The organism is Affinirhizobium helianthi, assembly GCF_042680945.1.
GTDB classification, from domain to species: Bacteria; Pseudomonadota; Alphaproteobacteria; order Rhizobiales; family Rhizobiaceae; genus Neorhizobium; species Neorhizobium helianthi.
The window spans coordinates 111,103-124,756 of the sequence record NZ_JBHUEQ010000003.1; the positions used below are offsets into that span (position 1 = coordinate 111,103).

Below are 13,654 nucleotides of genomic sequence, written 5' to 3' on the forward strand. Positions count from 1 at the left end.
CATCGGGCGGCCTAGCGCTGCCCTTCCTCCGTTTGGAAAGGAATGACCATGCGCGATCTTTCGCATAATCTAGGCGTCGTTCAGGCGCTCGCCCCCCAGGTGCTTTCGGCTACCGACACCAGCGCGGCCATCGACCTAATCGGTTTCGATTCCGCTGCCGTCGTCATCAGTACGGGCGCCATCGTTTCCTCTGGCAATTTCACTGCGAAGCTCCAGGAGTCGGACACGACGACTTCCGGCGATTTCAGCGACGTTGCTGCTGCCGACCTGATTGGCACGCTGCCCACCGCGCTGGCTGCGTCGTCTGTCTACAAGCAAGGATACGTCGGCAACCGCCGTTACATCCGCCTGGTGACCACGAAGAATTCCGGCACGTCCATTGCGGTCGGTGCCGTGGTCGTTAAGGGCCATGCTGCTTCGCGGCCTGTAGCATAACCTATCGGCGGGGGTATCCGAGGTTGCGCCGCGCGACCTAAAGAACGTGCGCGCCCGCCATCGACATCATCGCGCGCGTTTACGCGGAAGTGGGGAGTTGTGACCCCTGCGCACGAGGCGGCTGCTTCGCCTCGCTGGCCGTCAGGGTGATCCTGGCGGCCTTGCACCTAGAGGATCAATCAATGGTCAACGTCATCTGTCCGTGCGGCTTTGCGGTACCGAAAGGCACGCGCTGCGACTGCAGCCAACGACGCGCCACAGCACGACAGAAGGCCGCTGATGCGGCCCGTGGTAGCGCGGCGGCTAGAGGATACACCGGCAAGTGGGCTCAAGAGTCCAAGGCGTGGCTTGCTGCGCTTGGAAGCCCGCTGTGTGCCTGCGGATGCGGACAGGCTGCGAATATGGTGGACCACATCATAGCGCCGAAAGGTGACAAGCGATTGTTCTGGTCACGCTCCAATTGGCAGCCTTATCGCGATACATGCAACCGTCGGAAGGCGATCAAGTCTGAAGGTGCGTTTGGGCGAAAGCCGTGACGCTGGTTTGCATCCAAGGCCAAACAGGCCCAGGCGGGTCGACCAACGCCACAACCGGGGGGTCGGTCGTCAATTTCCCGCAAACCACCTGGGACCAGCGTGGGCACGTCGCTCTCGATTCACTCTAAATGGGAATTTCAACCTATGGCAATCGTCTCTTTGGCTGACGTAAAGGAGCATCTGCGTCTGCTCCATGACGACGACGACGCACTAATTGAGGACCAGATTCCGGCTGCCGTCGCTCACCTTGAGACGCTGCTGGGATATGTCATCGAAGAAGAATTTACCACCGTTCCCGACGATCTGAAACAGGCCGTTCGCGCGCTGGTTGCTCACTGGTACGAAAACCGGGAAGCAACTGGCGAAAACCTATTCGAAGCGCCGTTCGGAGTTTGGGAAATCGTGCGCGAACGGCGCAGCTACGCATGGGAGTAGGCCGATGACACGAGGACGTAAGCCCGATTTCGTCACGATAGACGGCGCGCTCACAAAGGCGCCAGCCGCTCCCTCGTGGCTGCCTACGCATGCCAAATCCGAATGGCGACGCATCATGCCGCGCCTCGTGCAGGGAGGCCGGATCGCGAACCATGAGCTCTCTACGGTCGAAGACTATTGCCTCTGCGTGGCCCGCAAGCGCGAGGCTGAAGCGGTCCTGCAGGCCGAGGGGCTGACCTACCTGTCGCCCACGGGCGAGCTCAAGCGCCGGCCAGAAACAACCATTATCAAAGAAGCAATCGAGGCCAGCCGCCGGCTCGCCAGCGAGCTCGGACTTACGCCTGCAGCGCGGGCGCGAAATAAGGGAGGCGCCGCAATCGATGACGAAGACGACGCCTTATCTTCCATCTAGTCACCCGTCCTGGCTCTTTGACGATTCACCAATTCCAGATCCGCACGGCAAAGGGCAGCGCGCCGTTGATTTTCTTCGCGCGCTGAAGCACCCCAAGAGCACCGCGCCTGGTCGAGCATTTCAGCTAGATCCGTGGGTCGAAAGGCTTGTGCGAAAGGTCTATGGCGACACAAAGCCGGACGGCACCCGCCGCATCAAGACGGTTTTCGCCCTCATTCCTCGCGGCAATCGCAAGACGACACTTGGCGCTGCTTTGTGCCTGCTGGCGCTAGGGCCGGAGCGCGTTCCGGGGTCGCAGGTGGTTAGCGCAGCCGTTGACCGCGATCAGGCGCGTATCGCGCTTGAAGAGATGAAGGGCGTGATCGCGGCTCATCCAAGGCTCGAAGCTGCGTTCCATGTGCAGGACACCAAGAACCGGATAACGCACCGAAAGTCTTCGGCATTTTACCGCGCCATGTCAGCGGATGCCGCAACCGCTCACGGACGCACGCCAGTTTTCGCACTGGTGGACGAATTGCACGCCTGGAAAAAACGCGACCTTTGGGACGCTATCAAGACAGGCCTTGTGAAGACGCCGGGCAGCTTGCTGGTAGTTACGACCACGGCAGGCATAGGCCACGAGAACATCGCGTATGAGACGTACAAATATGCGAAGGCAGTAGCGACCGGTCAGATTGAAGACGATGCCTTCTTGCCCATTATATTCGAGGCGGATCCGAAGGAAGACTGGCGCGACGAGGCCGTGTGGCATCGCGTGAATCCTGGCCTATCCTGTAACCCGCCCTACCCGGACATTGTCGGCTTGCGCCAGATGGTGCGGGAAGCCGAACACAGGCCAGCCGATCGCGAAATGATCCGTCAACTGCACTTGAACGTGTGGCTGGACGGCGCTGCTAACCCGGAGTGGTCCCTCGACGTTTGGGACGAGAACGCAGGCGAGCTTGATCTGTCCGAATTGGAGGGGCGGCCCGCTTGGGTGGGTGTCGACTTGGCAAAGAGAATTGACCTCTGCGCAGTCGCCATTGCCATCCCCATGGAGGACGGACGGACGGCGTTGCACGTTCAATCGTTCTGTCCGGCTGGCACAATTCGCAAACGCACTGACGGCGTTCCTTATCCGCTATGGCGCGACCAAGGCTACCTCACGGAATGCCCTGGAGACGCCATCGACCTCGAATTGGTGGAAAACTACATCCGCGGCCTCTGTGAGCGGTTCCAAGTCGAAGAAATCGCTTTTGACCGGTGGCACGCTCAAGACGTGATGAAGTCGCTTGAGGCGGATGGACTGCCGGTGGCGGAGTTTCCGCAGAACATCGCCACTTTCGCCCGCCCTGTTATTGACTTCGAAGCGGCCATGTTTGACCGAAAGCTTGTTCATGGCGGAAATCCGCTGCTGCGTTGGGCTGTAGGCAATGTCGTGCTTTACACCGACGGCAGCGGAAACCGGCGCCCGCTGAAAGAGAAATCAATCGACAAGATCGACCCCGCAGTTGCCGCCATCATCGCCAACGGACGCGCCGCGCAAGGCGTTTCAGGCCGCTCAAGCTACGACGATGCGGATTTGTCCGATTTGTCGTTGTTTGCGGTTTAAGGGAATGCCACGCCCATAGCTCAGGGCGTGGCAGGCGGAGCACGCTTGAAAGCTATGCCCGTTGCGATAACAGCCGACCAGCAATTCTTAACTATTGCGCCCGGGTCCGGCACGACTTGCACGGAATGCACGGTGTCAAAGCCTTTTGCCGCTGCGTCCTGCTTCATCAATGCGGTAGCGTTTTCTGGGCTTGGGTCTGGATCCCAAAGCTTGTTCTTGCATGAATGGCCGGACACACGAGCGGTAGCGGCGCCGAGTGGCGGGCCAGTGTCAACGATAGCAACGGCCACTGTATCGCGCACGTCCTTCTTGGGCTCAACCCAAGTGCGCGTCAGACTTACATCAGAGTTTTGCGCAGTCGTGCCGCATCCGGCAAGGGCAAGCGCAGCCACGAATGGCACCAGCAACTTCGACTTCATCGATCATCCCCCACACGCAACTCAACTTCCGATGGCGTGCGGGCGAAGTCAATAGGCCGAGACCACAGCCCGCCACTGAGCGGGCTTTTTCACACCAACCACACACGAGACCAACCAAACCGCCGGTCGCACCGGCTGGAGGGAAGAACCATGTCAAATTCCACTGCATATGTGCTCAGCGTGTTTGCTGGAAACCTCACTGATGCGCTCGTCAAATCGGGTGCGCTAACGCCCGCGGCAGCTCGCGAAGTTTTTGCCGAAGTTGTCAACCGCCGAGATGCTGTGGTGGATGAAGAAGCGGCGAATCTAACTAAGTATTTTTCTTGCGGCTCAACTGAGTTTTGGCCGGAGGAGGCGCGCTAATGGCACTGCTTTCCTACCAGTCACAGGATATCTTTGCGCCTGCCAATGAAAACGGACAGCTGCGCTCGCCGTCTTTGCAGGAAGTGCAGGTTTGGGGCACGGAAATTGAGGCGCTTGTTGACTCCATTGCGACCTCAGCGGCAATCTTTGACACGCGCGCAAACCTTTACTCGTCGCTTGCCTATGCGGCCAACACGTTGGCGTGGGTGGTGAATGACGCTACGGCGGCATACAACGGCATCTATCGCAAGTCGGGCGCTTCCGGCTCTGGTTCATGGACGCGCGTTGCTGATCTGCCTTACAGCTTGATTGTGGCGAGCAATTCTGGCGCCGGTACGGCAAACGCCATCGTAGCCACCACGGCTATTCCAGTCTCGGAATCCGCTCTTGTGCTGCTGAATGTTGCGGCAAACAACACGGCAAGTCCGGTGACAGTAGCGTTCAACGGTGGCTCCGCCCTGACCGTGAAGGCCAACAGCGGCAACGACATCGTACCAGGCGGCTTGGTCTCCGGCATGTTGTTGCTTGGTCGTGTGTCTGGTTCTACATTCAGGCTTGTTAGCGATCAGGCTAGCTCTGCGATCCAAGCCGCCGCCGAAGCGGCTGCAAATCAAGCCGCGGCGGAGGCTGACCGTGCAGAAGCTGCGGCGACGGTTGCGTCTGGCGCGATGACCACCGTGCTCGATCCACAGTTCGCCACGCTTGCGGCTGCCTCTGCGTTCTCTCCTGCTGTGGCCCCGGACTACATACGCACGGCTGGCTATTCCGCTGCTGGAGATGGTGGCGGCGCTCTTTACAAGAAGGTTGCATCCGGGCCAAGCCACGCCGGAAAGTTCTCCATCACACTAAGCGGTGGCGGGACAGCGTGGTATGAGTTGGCTAACGGTCAACCGATCTATGCGGAGATGTTCGGTGCTGTGGGTCACCAGACGGATGCTGCGGCTCTTGCAGATGACGGGACGGTTACCACGCAGGCGATCATCAATGGGCGAGCCTTCCTTCGTGGTAGGTCAACCGCCCTGAGTACGGATGGTATCAGCGGCAAAGCGATCACCGCCTATGCCTCCGGTGTTCTCAATCTCGGAAGAGGAATTTTCTGCGTTAAGCCAGATATGCTCGCTACGGATCAAGATATTGGCTTCATCATCCGAGGACAGGGCAATTCTGGTCGCACCAACTATATGCGTGGGCTGACCACCCTGCTTATTCGGGGAGCTTCTTCTGGATATGGTCTACGCTGGTATGGCAACGGCGGGCGAAGCGGCGGACTTGAAGATTTAGACCTCTGCTACGAAAGCGCATCGTTCACAGGTGACATGCTTGACATCATGGGTGGCGTTGGCACGTCCCCGCGGCGCGTAAGTTTTGACAGTTTCGGCAAGACGGGCGGGACAGCGCTATTTACGGCGCGCTCCAACGTGTCAATCGCGTACGAAGAGTTCTTCCACCCGAAAGATTGCACCTTCAGTGGTGCCAATATCAGCGTCTACTCCCCTTCTACTAACGGGGAGAAAGTCGTATCTAGACTGACTGGTTCCATCAGCGGAAATACCTTGACTGTGACAGCCCTTAACGAGGGCAATCTTGACGTAGGGCAAAGGCTATACGGCACAGGTGTTGCTGAGGGAACCGCGATCACCGAACTTGGCACTGGATCTGGAGGGGTTGGCACGTATACCGTGAACATCAGCCAGTCGGTGTCTTCCCGTGCGATGACGACTGATATCTCTTTCGGCGGAAGTTGCACGGAGATCGACGCAACCAACGTTTTTTACGATTGCGGCGCCAAGTACGTAGAGCATCGAGCCGATAAGGCTCGCTATAACTTCCAGTTCAGTGGGGTAATCAATCCGATACGCAAGGCAAGTACGACAGCAATTGATCTGAGAAACGTAAACACTGTAAGCTTAGTCGGAATTATGATGCACGGTTCTGTCGGGTTCGGTGCGTCGGATCGCTGGATTTATCTGGAAAATTGCACAGGGAGCCTGTGTGATAATCAGTTTGGTCCTGGGGCGCCGGAAGCTGCTTATGTTCTGAACTGTCAAATGGAAATCAGTAGTAACTTCCTGCACAATGAAGCCCTAGGATTTGTTTTGCTTGGGGGTGTAATTAACGGCAAGTCAAACCGCTTCAGTGGATCGGGCATTGGTTGGCGTGTTGCACCTGCCGCGAAGTTAACGGGTCAGATTGGTCCCGACGTGTTCGACGCAACGATGACGACCTCCTATCTCATTGACCCGCCGAGCAGTCTGGCGCAAATGCGTGTTAACTACGATAAAGACCTCGATCGCAGCACAGGAAAGTTCAGTATCGCTTCAGGTTCACGCAACGTGCAAATACTTGGCAGTGGCGAGCGTGAGTACACTGATACTACGGGAAATTACTCAACGTTTGATACTGGCAAAACGCTGATTATGAACGCGTCTGGGGCCATGAATTATACTGTCCCCCCACCATTTCACAACTGTGAACTTATGATCTACAAGCCGGTTGGTTTCAGTCTCACACTCAACACCAGTTCCGCAAACAGGTTCAGTATCGGGTCGGGCGGAACCAAAACGCAGTTAACGAGTGCCGCTACTGATATCGGTGCATTCGCTAAGCTCAGGGGATTAGGAACTTCTGACTGGATTGTTGAGAGCCTTGTGGGGACTTGGACATCCGCCTGATTGGAGTCGTCGGGCGGCGAGGCTTCTTACAGCCAGAGCCGCCCAAACCGCCTAGATGAGTTAGCCAGACCGTCTACGGAGCCGAGCCTTCAAGCCGTTGCCTGGTGGCGCAAGCACGATGATGCTGATGTCAACAAAACCGTTATCTCCGACCCAGACTGCATAGAGTTCGCCCGCCACGGGTAAACCTTTATCGATCAGGTCGCGATTTATCTCTCTGGCTAGATCCCTTTCGAGGTAGCCGATTTGCCATTCACGTTGGCCAGCGAATCCCATCACAGCGATGGCGTTTGCGTCATATCTATTACTGGGCTCGGGAATGAGCCTCACGCCGTATATCAATCCGCCCCTTTCCGCTGCTCTGACCGCAGCTATGAAAGCGGAAACGTCCCTTTTTCGGTGCTGGACACCAGCAACTTTCACAACGGTCGTTGTCTGCACCCAATTCCCATCGGGCATGTGACGATGCTGCCCAAAACGCCCCGAAGCTTGCGCACCTAAAGGCGCCGTTTCGTTCGCATTCGGTGAGCTATATCCGAACAGCCAACCCCACAGGCTCATAACGTTCCCCCAGCGCCATGTACGTAGGGTTGCGTATAGTGTGGGGATAGTCAACCGTACTCTGCCCCGAAAGCGACCGGCTAGGCGGCGAGGCTTCTATGCGCAGACATCAGGAACGGGTGCGCCACGTCCGTTCGCGGTAGATTTCCGTGCGGCCTTCGTCGGTGATGTGCCAATGCTGCCTTCCGTCCGCATCCTTGCCGCCAGCGCGCACGCAGCCGACCTTGGCTATGTATTCCATCGTTTTCACGCCGGCATCGGGTATCACGTCGGTCGTAGTGCAATCGGGGTGGTCGATCATAAAGGCGAGGACGCGCAGCTGCACCGCATTCAGCCCGTGCCGCGGCTTGAGTTTGTCGCGTTCCGCCTTGCGTGCTCGCCAGCTATCCACGGTGCCGCGCTTGGGATTTGGGTTGGGCGTGCGTGGTGGGGAAAAACTGCCGCTGCCGAACTTGCCGTGTTCACGTTCCCATCGGTCAAATTCGTCCTCTTGATTGTGGTTCACGGCGAGCCCGCCGATGGCGTTAAGTTTGTCTTCAATTGCCGCCTTGTCCCATCTACGCGTGCCGGGAATAGGCGGCGGCATGATGTGGGTGCGCACCCACATTGAGAACGTGGATGGGGCAATACCGCAAAGCGCTGCGGCTTGTGGGCGGGACAGGAGGCGGGGCTCGATCTTCATTGGCGGGTTCTTCGGCGCTTCCATTCGCCTAGCCTTTCTTCTCCGTCAGGCGCGGCAGCCGCGAAGCCAAAAAATTTGGTGTATCTTTTCGTCGGATTAGTTTCAGCGGCACGGCTCACCTTCCACAATTGGCGCCGCCGAGAGGCGGAGAGTTACCCATTCGTTGGTGGGCCGGGCTGGGGGAGCCGCGTGGCGTTGGTGAAGCGCAGTTGAAAGCTAACGCGCTGAAATGCCCCGAGTCAATGTTCAATCGGAAGGATTGCGAAGGCGAACGCCCAAGCCGCCCGTAGTCGTTTCGCCATCAGCTAGAAAGATAACATGTGTTTCTAGCACCTTGCGCAGTGCTTCCAGAGTCGATTGCTTCGCGTCCGCTCCGTTCTCGATTCGTGTGATTGTGTTCGCAGTTACGCCAGCAAGCCGGGCCAACTCGCGAACCCCTAGACCCACCGCGGCCCGCGCCATTTTTAATTGAACAGCCTTCATTTTGGTACCTTGTACAAATATGTATTGACACGGAACCAAAAATAGCTATCGTGTCGGTACAGTGTACAAACACACTGATACGAAATCAACAGCGAGGCGCAAGGATGCGAACCGACCCGATTGGACAACCCTCCGACAGACTGCTCCTGCCAAGACGGCTTGTCCCAAGACGTGGGGCGCAGCTCGCCAATATTCAAAGCGCGCCTCGCGCCGATTTTCACCATCGCGTTACTGACGACGCGATGGCCCCGACTTACCGCCTGGACGATATTCTGTGCTGCGTCGCCGTTGACGCATTTTGCTGTGAGGGTGTCTACGTGATGGCACGCTCAGAAGTATTTCGATGCCGACGCGAGGGCGGTGTCATCGTCATGACACGCGACAACCCGGATTTTTTTAGCCGACGATGCGACGTAAACTCTTTTGTCGACCTTGCGCCCGCGCTCGTGGTCGCGGACGTTCGCTTGTTACGTCCCGGTTGCTATCGCGACCTACAAAACTAGAGCAAATTACAGATTTCATGCCGCCTCGGCACCACCCTTGGGGCAATCCGGCCCATAGGGCGGCATGAGCGAACCAGCGCGGCCCACCAACTTCCGCAAGGAAGCGCAGCAGGTCAGCCCAAACCGTCGGTCTCAGGATCGGCGGTTTGCGGCGTTTTAAAGCGGGGAGAAAAAGTGGGGAAGAAGCACCTGTCCTCGGATTATCTCAACGAAAACAGGTGCTTACTTCTCAAACTGGCTCCCCGGGCCGGATTCGAACCGGCGACCTATCGATTAACAGTCGAGTGCTCTACCGCTGAGCTACCAGGGAAAACCGCGTCGCCGCGGCGGTGAGCGGGGTAATACTCAGGCTGGTTCGATTTGCCAAGAGCTTTTTTCAAAAAAAATTCGTCAGCTTGTTTTATCCACATCCCTTTCCCATCTGCCGCTGAGGCCAATCAACAGCAAGAGGTGCCTTTTGCAAGGGAATGAGCATAGGCGAAGCTTTGGAATAGATCAGCGCACCGGGCGCCTTCATCTCGGTCGCGCCAGCATGCCTTTGCCCCGGTCAAAGGCGGGCCGGGTCAGCATCGGCGCAGGTCTGGTTGCTGGTGGTTGCCTTGGTTTCCTGCCGGTGTTGGGCTTCTGGATGGTGCCCCTTGGCCTGATCGTTCTGTCGCATGACCTTGCCTATGTGCGAAGGGGACGTCGACGGGTTGCCATCTGGTGGGCCCGGCGACGTCAGGACAAGAAGACGAATCAATCAGCTGAAGAATGACGCAAGGCCTTGTCCCGCCCTCAGGGCAAAAAAGCCGAGCACGCTGAAATAAATCATGGTGGCGAACAGAAACAGGTATCCGCCCAAGATCACGAGCCCGTCTCTCTGAATCATTCCAACGGCTGTGAGAAGAATCGCAATGGCTGGCAGCGTGTTGGAGAAAGGCACGAGTCCGAGCGGAAACATCAGCAGGATTCCGCCCAGTGTAATGGAGAGTGCATTCAGGCGGTTCACCGAGGAGGTGCTGGTCATCGCCAGCAGGCGCGGCTTGAGATAGCCGTCGATTCGCGAAACAATACCGACACCCCGCTGCAGTGCAGGCAGGAGCTTGGATGTTTCCAGCTGCCGATCCAGGATGCGTTTTGGCATCCACGGCAGGCGGTTGAGAAAGACAGCGATACTGACGAGAATGATTGCAGCGCCAAATACCGTGCTGACGCCGGGGATTGAGACGGGTATCAGGAAGGGCAGGGAGGCCAAGGCGCAGACGAGCAGCAGACCTTGCTCTCCGATTGCATCCATCAGTTGCCGCAACGTTACCGTATTGCCACGTATGCCCTCGATCAGTTCCCGAAGGGTATCGCTCAATGGCTTGGCTGAATCTTCAAATCCACGGCTGGTTTGCACTATTACGCTCCGCTATTCTTGACACTGGCCAAGACGTAGCAGCTTCCGGATGATGAAGGCAGATGCAATGTGCCGCGTTTCACGGATTAGTGTGTGCTACGCCACCAGTCCATTGCGCCACAGGCGAGCACCAATGCCAGCACACCGAGCACGTAGGGGTTAAGGGCGGTAAAAAAGCTGAAATACTGCATGACGGTCTCCTCCAACCGATGCCGATATTCGTCCCGCGCTCCTTCACGATACGAACAAGGCAAACAATACCAGAGTTGCAGAGGCCTTGCCACTTTTCTTGAAACTGTCAGCGCAATCAGTCCCGGTTTCCTGGAGAAAACAAAGGCGAAAAGGCATCCGTGAGCTGGCTCGCGAAGGTTCTCCATCTACGCTCGCCAAATTTTGTCGGTTGATGTGCAACCCGAGTCATTCGGTTCGGTTTGACGGCTGATACCAGCGGACAATCGAGCGGATCATGGACATGCCGGGCGACAGAGAGTCTCTTGCGAAAAGCAACCTGCCCAAATGGGTGGTGCGTGCCTTGAGGAAAAATGGTGTGCGCGACATGAACAGGCTGCGAGGATTGAGCGATCAGGAGCTCATGCATCTAAAGGGAATAGGGCAGCGTGCGACCCAGCTCATCCGCGAGACGGCGACCCAGCAGATTCAGCAGGCCCGGTAAAGCGCGAACCGAATGGGTGATGCGCGCCACCGAAGCAGCGATTAAATCCTACGGATTTTATGAAGAAGGTGGAGGCCTCGCCCGGAATTGAACCGGGGTACAAGGATTTGCAGTCCTCTGCGTCACCACTCCGCCACGAGGCCATCGCGATAAGTCTTTTGAAGTGGTGGCGGGCATTTAGAATGATTTGAGAGGCAGCGCAAGGGGGGTCAGTTGGCGCAGCCCAATTTTATACACGGATCTCTTCGGCGGAAGAAAAGTCAGGGGTTGCACAGGCTAGCACCGTCTCCCTCGAACGACATGGTTGAAATGCCTCGCTGTTCACTGTTTCTGCTCCCGTGTTGTGTGAAGCCCGCGCCTGCGCGGGCCCCCCTTTTGAGCCAATCCACTTGGGCTGATATTTATTGGGCTGATGGTTAGCAATTCGGCTGCGTTGCGCCAGCCGATCCAGCCGTGCCCGCACTGGCGGAGCCGGTGCTGGATGTATTGCCAGGCGTGCCAGAGGCATTGAGATTGGAGCACCCTGTGCCCGATGAACCGGTTTGCGAGCCACTTGTACCCGTCGTCGATCCCGCACCGCTGCTGCCGCTTGTGCCAGTTGTTCCACCGGTGCCCGATGAACCTGAGTCTGTGCCGGTGCCACTCGTGCCTGTTGCGCCATTGCTGGATCCAGTCGTGCCAGATCCAGTTGTGCCAGATCCAGTTGTGCCAGATCCCGTCGTACCAGTGGCCGTGCCTGCGCCGGAAGAGCCCGCGCCGGAACTGCCTGCGCTGCCGGATCCACCGGACCCACCCGAGCTTTGTGCCATTGCGGATGTTGCCAGCCCGATCGTCAAGGCCGAAACGGAAATGAGTTTGAGAAGCATGCTATCCTCCAGTTGCTTCGTGTGTTCTGAAGACCCAACTCTCCATTGGCCGTGAAGTTTCCGTGCTGACACGTGTTTTCCGTCAAACTGCTCTTGGCAGGCCTCACGCGGCAATGCTTCCAGATCGGAAAGGTTACCAAATGTCGATGATATGAACCGATTGCGTGGGCCCGGAGGCCTTCATCCGACGAGGAGCACGCCGGAGAGCGATGCTTAAGCATCGGTCGAGGATTGCGACACAGTCGGGGGAGGAAATCCGGCCCATCCGAAGGACCGGGCGCTTTTGGCCTCACGGACATTGTCGAAAATCCGCGCCGGACCGTCGGGTCCGACTGTGGTTTTCTCCTTGCCGCAAACCAAAATCGCTCCGGCGCCATCGGTTTCTATCATCGACATTTGGTATAAGGCGAGCTTTTGCCAGGGCACGGATGTGTGGCGTGCCCTGGCGGAAGGGTCTTTAAGCGGCACCCGCAGGGTCGCCGATCGGCAGAAGAGCCGGGTTCAAGGTCGGATCGTTGGGGTTTTTTGTATCCGCCGGATCCTGTGCGGGTGTCAGGGGCGGCTTTTCCTGTGTTCTATCCGGTACGCCGGGGGCTGGAGTGGGGCCCCGAGGCGTCTCGGCCGGGTTATCCTTGGGCAATGTCGTCGGCATGGTTGCCTCCTTCTTGCTGTTACTCACTAAGAGCAACCCCGACTGCGCGGCTTTGTTCCGTGCATTTTGCCTTGCACTGCGGCGAATTCCAGCCGCACTTGATGCAAGCGGTCTTGAAAGGCGTTCTATCCATCAGTAATACGAGCGCAGAAACACGCTTTTAAGAGGCGAGCACCATGATCGATTTTGAAGCAGCACGGATCAAGATGGTGGAAAACCAGATCCGCACCACCGACGTAACGTCGCATTCTGTGCTGCGGGCATTCCTGACCGTTCCGCGCGAAGCTTTCGTACCGGAGAAGATGAAGCCTCTGGCCTATATCGACAGCGATATCGAGATTGCTCCGGGCCGTTTCCTGATGGAGGCCTCGCCGCTGGCAAAAATTCTGCAGCTGGCAGAGATCAACAAGGAACAGCTCGTTCTTGAAATCGGCGCTGGCAGCGGCTACACCTCCGCGCTTCTCTCGCATCTGGCAGGTTCTGTCATTGCTGTTGAAAGCGATGAGGCGCTCGTGCAAGCGGCTTCCGCCAACCTTTCGGCGCTGGGTCTTGAGAATGTTCAGGTGGTGAAGGGTGAGCTGGAGCAGGGTTATGCGGCCGAAGCGCCCTATGATCTGATCCTGATCAGCGGTGCCGTGGAAATTGTTCCCGAAGCCCTGTTCGCACAGCTGACCGATGGTGGCCGTCTGATCACAGTGGTTGGCTACGGAAATGCGTCGAGCGCGCGCGTCTACACGAAAGAGCACGGCGTTGTATCGGAAGCCACCTATTTCAACACGTCCGTCAAGCCCCTGCCTGGCTTCCGGAAGGTGTCCGAATTCGTTTTCTAAATCCGGCGCTACGCCGCTTTGCTGCGGTCGAGCCGATACATCAGGTGCAAAGAGCGCTCTGATGCGTGATACAGGCTAAACAATCGGGCGGCGAGAGCCGCCCCCTTTGTTTGTGCTGCTGGTTTACATTCAAAACAGGCTTGAAGCTCGTCTCATT

The 13,654-nt window shown here is 57.6% G+C and carries 16 protein-coding genes and 2 tRNA genes; 9 read left to right on the plus strand and 9 right to left on the minus strand.

The annotated features are described in order from the left end of the window. Positions 1–48 precede the first annotated feature (48 nt). The 4 genes from ACFSE1_RS01140 to ACFSE1_RS01155 all read left to right on the plus strand — a co-directional run bounded on the left by ACFSE1_RS01140 (position 49) and on the right by ACFSE1_RS01155 (position 3,409). Complete coding sequence (locus ACFSE1_RS01140) at positions 49–435, plus strand: hypothetical protein (protein ID WP_377395328.1); 387 nt, start codon at positions 49–51, stop codon at positions 433–435. A 680-nt stretch (positions 436–1,115) separates the two neighbouring features. Beyond that, complete coding sequence (locus ACFSE1_RS01145) at positions 1,116–1,406, plus strand: head-tail connector protein (RefSeq protein ID WP_377395331.1); 291 nt, start codon at positions 1,116–1,118, stop codon at positions 1,404–1,406. Between the two features lie 4 nt (positions 1,407–1,410). Then, positions 1,411–1,818 (plus strand): phage terminase small subunit P27 family, encoded by a 408-nt coding sequence (locus tag ACFSE1_RS01150; RefSeq protein WP_377395334.1) that lies wholly within the window; start codon positions 1,411–1,413, stop codon positions 1,816–1,818. After that, positions 1,787–3,409 carry a terminase large subunit gene (locus ACFSE1_RS01155; RefSeq protein ID WP_377395337.1) on the plus strand — a complete coding sequence of 541 codons (1,623 nt, stop codon included), beginning with the start codon at positions 1,787–1,789 and terminating at the stop codon, positions 3,407–3,409. Before ACFSE1_RS01150 ends, ACFSE1_RS01155 begins: the two co-directional genes overlap by 32 nt. A gap of 20 nt (positions 3,410–3,429) precedes the next feature. On the opposite strand, the gene ACFSE1_RS01160 is transcribed toward ACFSE1_RS01155, so the two are convergent. Then, positions 3,430–3,828 carry a hypothetical protein gene (locus ACFSE1_RS01160; protein WP_377395340.1) on the minus strand — a complete coding sequence of 133 codons (399 nt, stop codon included), beginning with the start codon at positions 3,826–3,828 and terminating at the stop codon, positions 3,430–3,432. 150 nt (positions 3,829–3,978) lie between these two features. Between ACFSE1_RS01160 and ACFSE1_RS01165 the strand changes: the two genes are divergently transcribed. Both ACFSE1_RS01165 and ACFSE1_RS01170 read left to right on the plus strand, forming a co-directional pair. Next, on the plus strand, positions 3,979–4,191 hold the full coding sequence (locus ACFSE1_RS01165) for a hypothetical protein (protein WP_377395343.1): 213 nt from the start codon (positions 3,979–3,981) through the stop codon (positions 4,189–4,191). After that, positions 4,191–6,863 (plus strand): hypothetical protein, encoded by a 2,673-nt coding sequence (locus tag ACFSE1_RS01170; RefSeq protein WP_377395346.1) that lies wholly within the window; start codon positions 4,191–4,193, stop codon positions 6,861–6,863. The genes ACFSE1_RS01165 and ACFSE1_RS01170 overlap by 1 nt, the downstream gene beginning before the upstream one ends. 60 nt (positions 6,864–6,923) lie before the next feature. On the opposite strand, the gene ACFSE1_RS01175 is transcribed toward ACFSE1_RS01170, so the two are convergent. The 4 genes from ACFSE1_RS01175 to ACFSE1_RS01190 all read right to left on the minus strand — a co-directional run bounded on the left by ACFSE1_RS01175 (position 6,924) and on the right by ACFSE1_RS01190 (position 9,402). Further along, positions 6,924–7,424, minus strand: coding sequence for an HIRAN domain-containing protein (locus ACFSE1_RS01175; protein ID WP_377395349.1), 501 nt, complete (start codon positions 7,422–7,424; stop codon positions 6,924–6,926). 109 nt (positions 7,425–7,533) lie between these two features. Beyond that, positions 7,534–8,130 (minus strand): hypothetical protein, encoded by a 597-nt coding sequence (locus ACFSE1_RS01180; RefSeq protein ID WP_377395352.1) that lies wholly within the window; start codon positions 8,128–8,130, stop codon positions 7,534–7,536. 222 nt (positions 8,131–8,352) lie between these two features. Next, positions 8,353–8,589, minus strand: coding sequence for a helix-turn-helix domain-containing protein (locus ACFSE1_RS01185; RefSeq protein WP_377395355.1), 237 nt, complete (start codon positions 8,587–8,589; stop codon positions 8,353–8,355). A 738-nt stretch (positions 8,590–9,327) separates the two neighbouring features. Then, positions 9,328–9,402 (minus strand) — tRNA-Asn (locus ACFSE1_RS01190). Positions 9,403–9,624: 222 nt separating this feature from the next. Between ACFSE1_RS01190 and ACFSE1_RS01195 the strand changes: the two genes are divergently transcribed. Beyond that, a complete protein-coding gene (locus ACFSE1_RS01195; protein ID WP_377395359.1) occupies positions 9,625–9,849 on the plus strand; it encodes a hypothetical protein in 225 nt (74 codons plus the stop codon). Here ACFSE1_RS01195 and ACFSE1_RS01200 read toward each other — a convergent pair. Beyond that, positions 9,835–10,476: an exopolysaccharide biosynthesis protein gene (locus ACFSE1_RS01200; RefSeq protein ID WP_377395362.1), complete on the minus strand. Its 642-nt coding sequence runs from the start codon at positions 10,474–10,476 to the stop codon at positions 9,835–9,837. The genes ACFSE1_RS01195 and ACFSE1_RS01200 overlap by 15 nt on opposite strands. A gap of 466 nt (positions 10,477–10,942) precedes the next feature. On the opposite strand from ACFSE1_RS01200, the gene ACFSE1_RS01205 reads away from it, so the two are divergent. Beyond that, positions 10,943–11,149 carry a helix-hairpin-helix domain-containing protein gene (locus tag ACFSE1_RS01205; protein WP_377395365.1) on the plus strand — a complete coding sequence of 69 codons (207 nt, stop codon included), beginning with the start codon at positions 10,943–10,945 and terminating at the stop codon, positions 11,147–11,149. Positions 11,150–11,218: 69 nt separating this feature from the next. Here the strand turns inward: ACFSE1_RS01205 and ACFSE1_RS01210 are convergent. The 3 genes from ACFSE1_RS01210 to ACFSE1_RS01220 all read right to left on the minus strand — a co-directional run bounded on the left by ACFSE1_RS01210 (position 11,219) and on the right by ACFSE1_RS01220 (position 12,667). Then, positions 11,219–11,292: transfer RNA gene (locus ACFSE1_RS01210), tRNA-Cys, on the minus strand. A 273-nt stretch (positions 11,293–11,565) separates the two neighbouring features. Then, positions 11,566–12,015 carry an oxidoreductase gene (locus tag ACFSE1_RS01215; protein WP_377395368.1) on the minus strand — a complete coding sequence of 150 codons (450 nt, stop codon included), beginning with the start codon at positions 12,013–12,015 and terminating at the stop codon, positions 11,566–11,568. 457 nt (positions 12,016–12,472) lie between these two features. Then, on the minus strand, positions 12,473–12,667 hold the full coding sequence (locus tag ACFSE1_RS01220; protein WP_377395371.1) for a hypothetical protein: 195 nt from the start codon (positions 12,665–12,667) through the stop codon (positions 12,473–12,475). Positions 12,668–12,843: 176 nt separating this feature from the next. Between ACFSE1_RS01220 and ACFSE1_RS01225 the strand changes: the two genes are divergently transcribed. Continuing rightward, positions 12,844–13,497 (plus strand): protein-L-isoaspartate O-methyltransferase family protein, encoded by a 654-nt coding sequence (locus tag ACFSE1_RS01225; protein ID WP_377395374.1) that lies wholly within the window; start codon positions 12,844–12,846, stop codon positions 13,495–13,497. The last annotated feature ends 157 nt before the right edge of the window (positions 13,498–13,654 follow it).

Bases quoted from the DNA above. Each gene is read 5' to 3' on its own strand.
- ACFSE1_RS01220 (WP_377395371.1), bottom strand. From the start codon at position 12,667: ATGCCGACGACATTGCCCAAGGATAACCCGGCCGAGACGCCTCGGGGC.
- ACFSE1_RS01140 (WP_377395328.1), top strand. From the start codon at position 49: ATGCGCGATCTTTCGCATAATCTAGGCGTCGTTCAGGCGCTCGCCCCC.
- ACFSE1_RS01145 (WP_377395331.1), top strand. From the start codon at position 1,116: ATGGCAATCGTCTCTTTGGCTGACGTAAAGGAGCATCTGCGTCTGCTC.
- ACFSE1_RS01205 (WP_377395365.1), top strand. From the start codon at position 10,943: ATGGACATGCCGGGCGACAGAGAGTCTCTTGCGAAAAGCAACCTGCCC.
- ACFSE1_RS01160 (WP_377395340.1), bottom strand. From the start codon at position 3,828: ATGAAGTCGAAGTTGCTGGTGCCATTCGTGGCTGCGCTTGCCCTTGCC.
- ACFSE1_RS01185 (WP_377395355.1), bottom strand. From the start codon at position 8,589: ATGAAGGCTGTTCAATTAAAAATGGCGCGGGCCGCGGTGGGTCTAGGG.
- ACFSE1_RS01215 (WP_377395368.1), bottom strand. From the start codon at position 12,015: ATGCTTCTCAAACTCATTTCCGTTTCGGCCTTGACGATCGGGCTGGCA.
- ACFSE1_RS01150 (WP_377395334.1), top strand. From the start codon at position 1,411: ATGACACGAGGACGTAAGCCCGATTTCGTCACGATAGACGGCGCGCTC.
- ACFSE1_RS01155 (WP_377395337.1), top strand. From the start codon at position 1,787: ATGACGAAGACGACGCCTTATCTTCCATCTAGTCACCCGTCCTGGCTC.
- ACFSE1_RS01180 (WP_377395352.1), bottom strand. From the start codon at position 8,130: ATGGAAGCGCCGAAGAACCCGCCAATGAAGATCGAGCCCCGCCTCCTG.
- ACFSE1_RS01225 (WP_377395374.1), top strand. From the start codon at position 12,844: ATGATCGATTTTGAAGCAGCACGGATCAAGATGGTGGAAAACCAGATC.
- ACFSE1_RS01165 (WP_377395343.1), top strand. From the start codon at position 3,979: ATGTCAAATTCCACTGCATATGTGCTCAGCGTGTTTGCTGGAAACCTC.
- ACFSE1_RS01170 (WP_377395346.1), top strand. From the start codon at position 4,191: ATGGCACTGCTTTCCTACCAGTCACAGGATATCTTTGCGCCTGCCAAT.
- ACFSE1_RS01195 (WP_377395359.1), top strand. From the start codon at position 9,625: ATGCCTTTGCCCCGGTCAAAGGCGGGCCGGGTCAGCATCGGCGCAGGT.
- ACFSE1_RS01175 (WP_377395349.1), bottom strand. From the start codon at position 7,424: ATGAGCCTGTGGGGTTGGCTGTTCGGATATAGCTCACCGAATGCGAAC.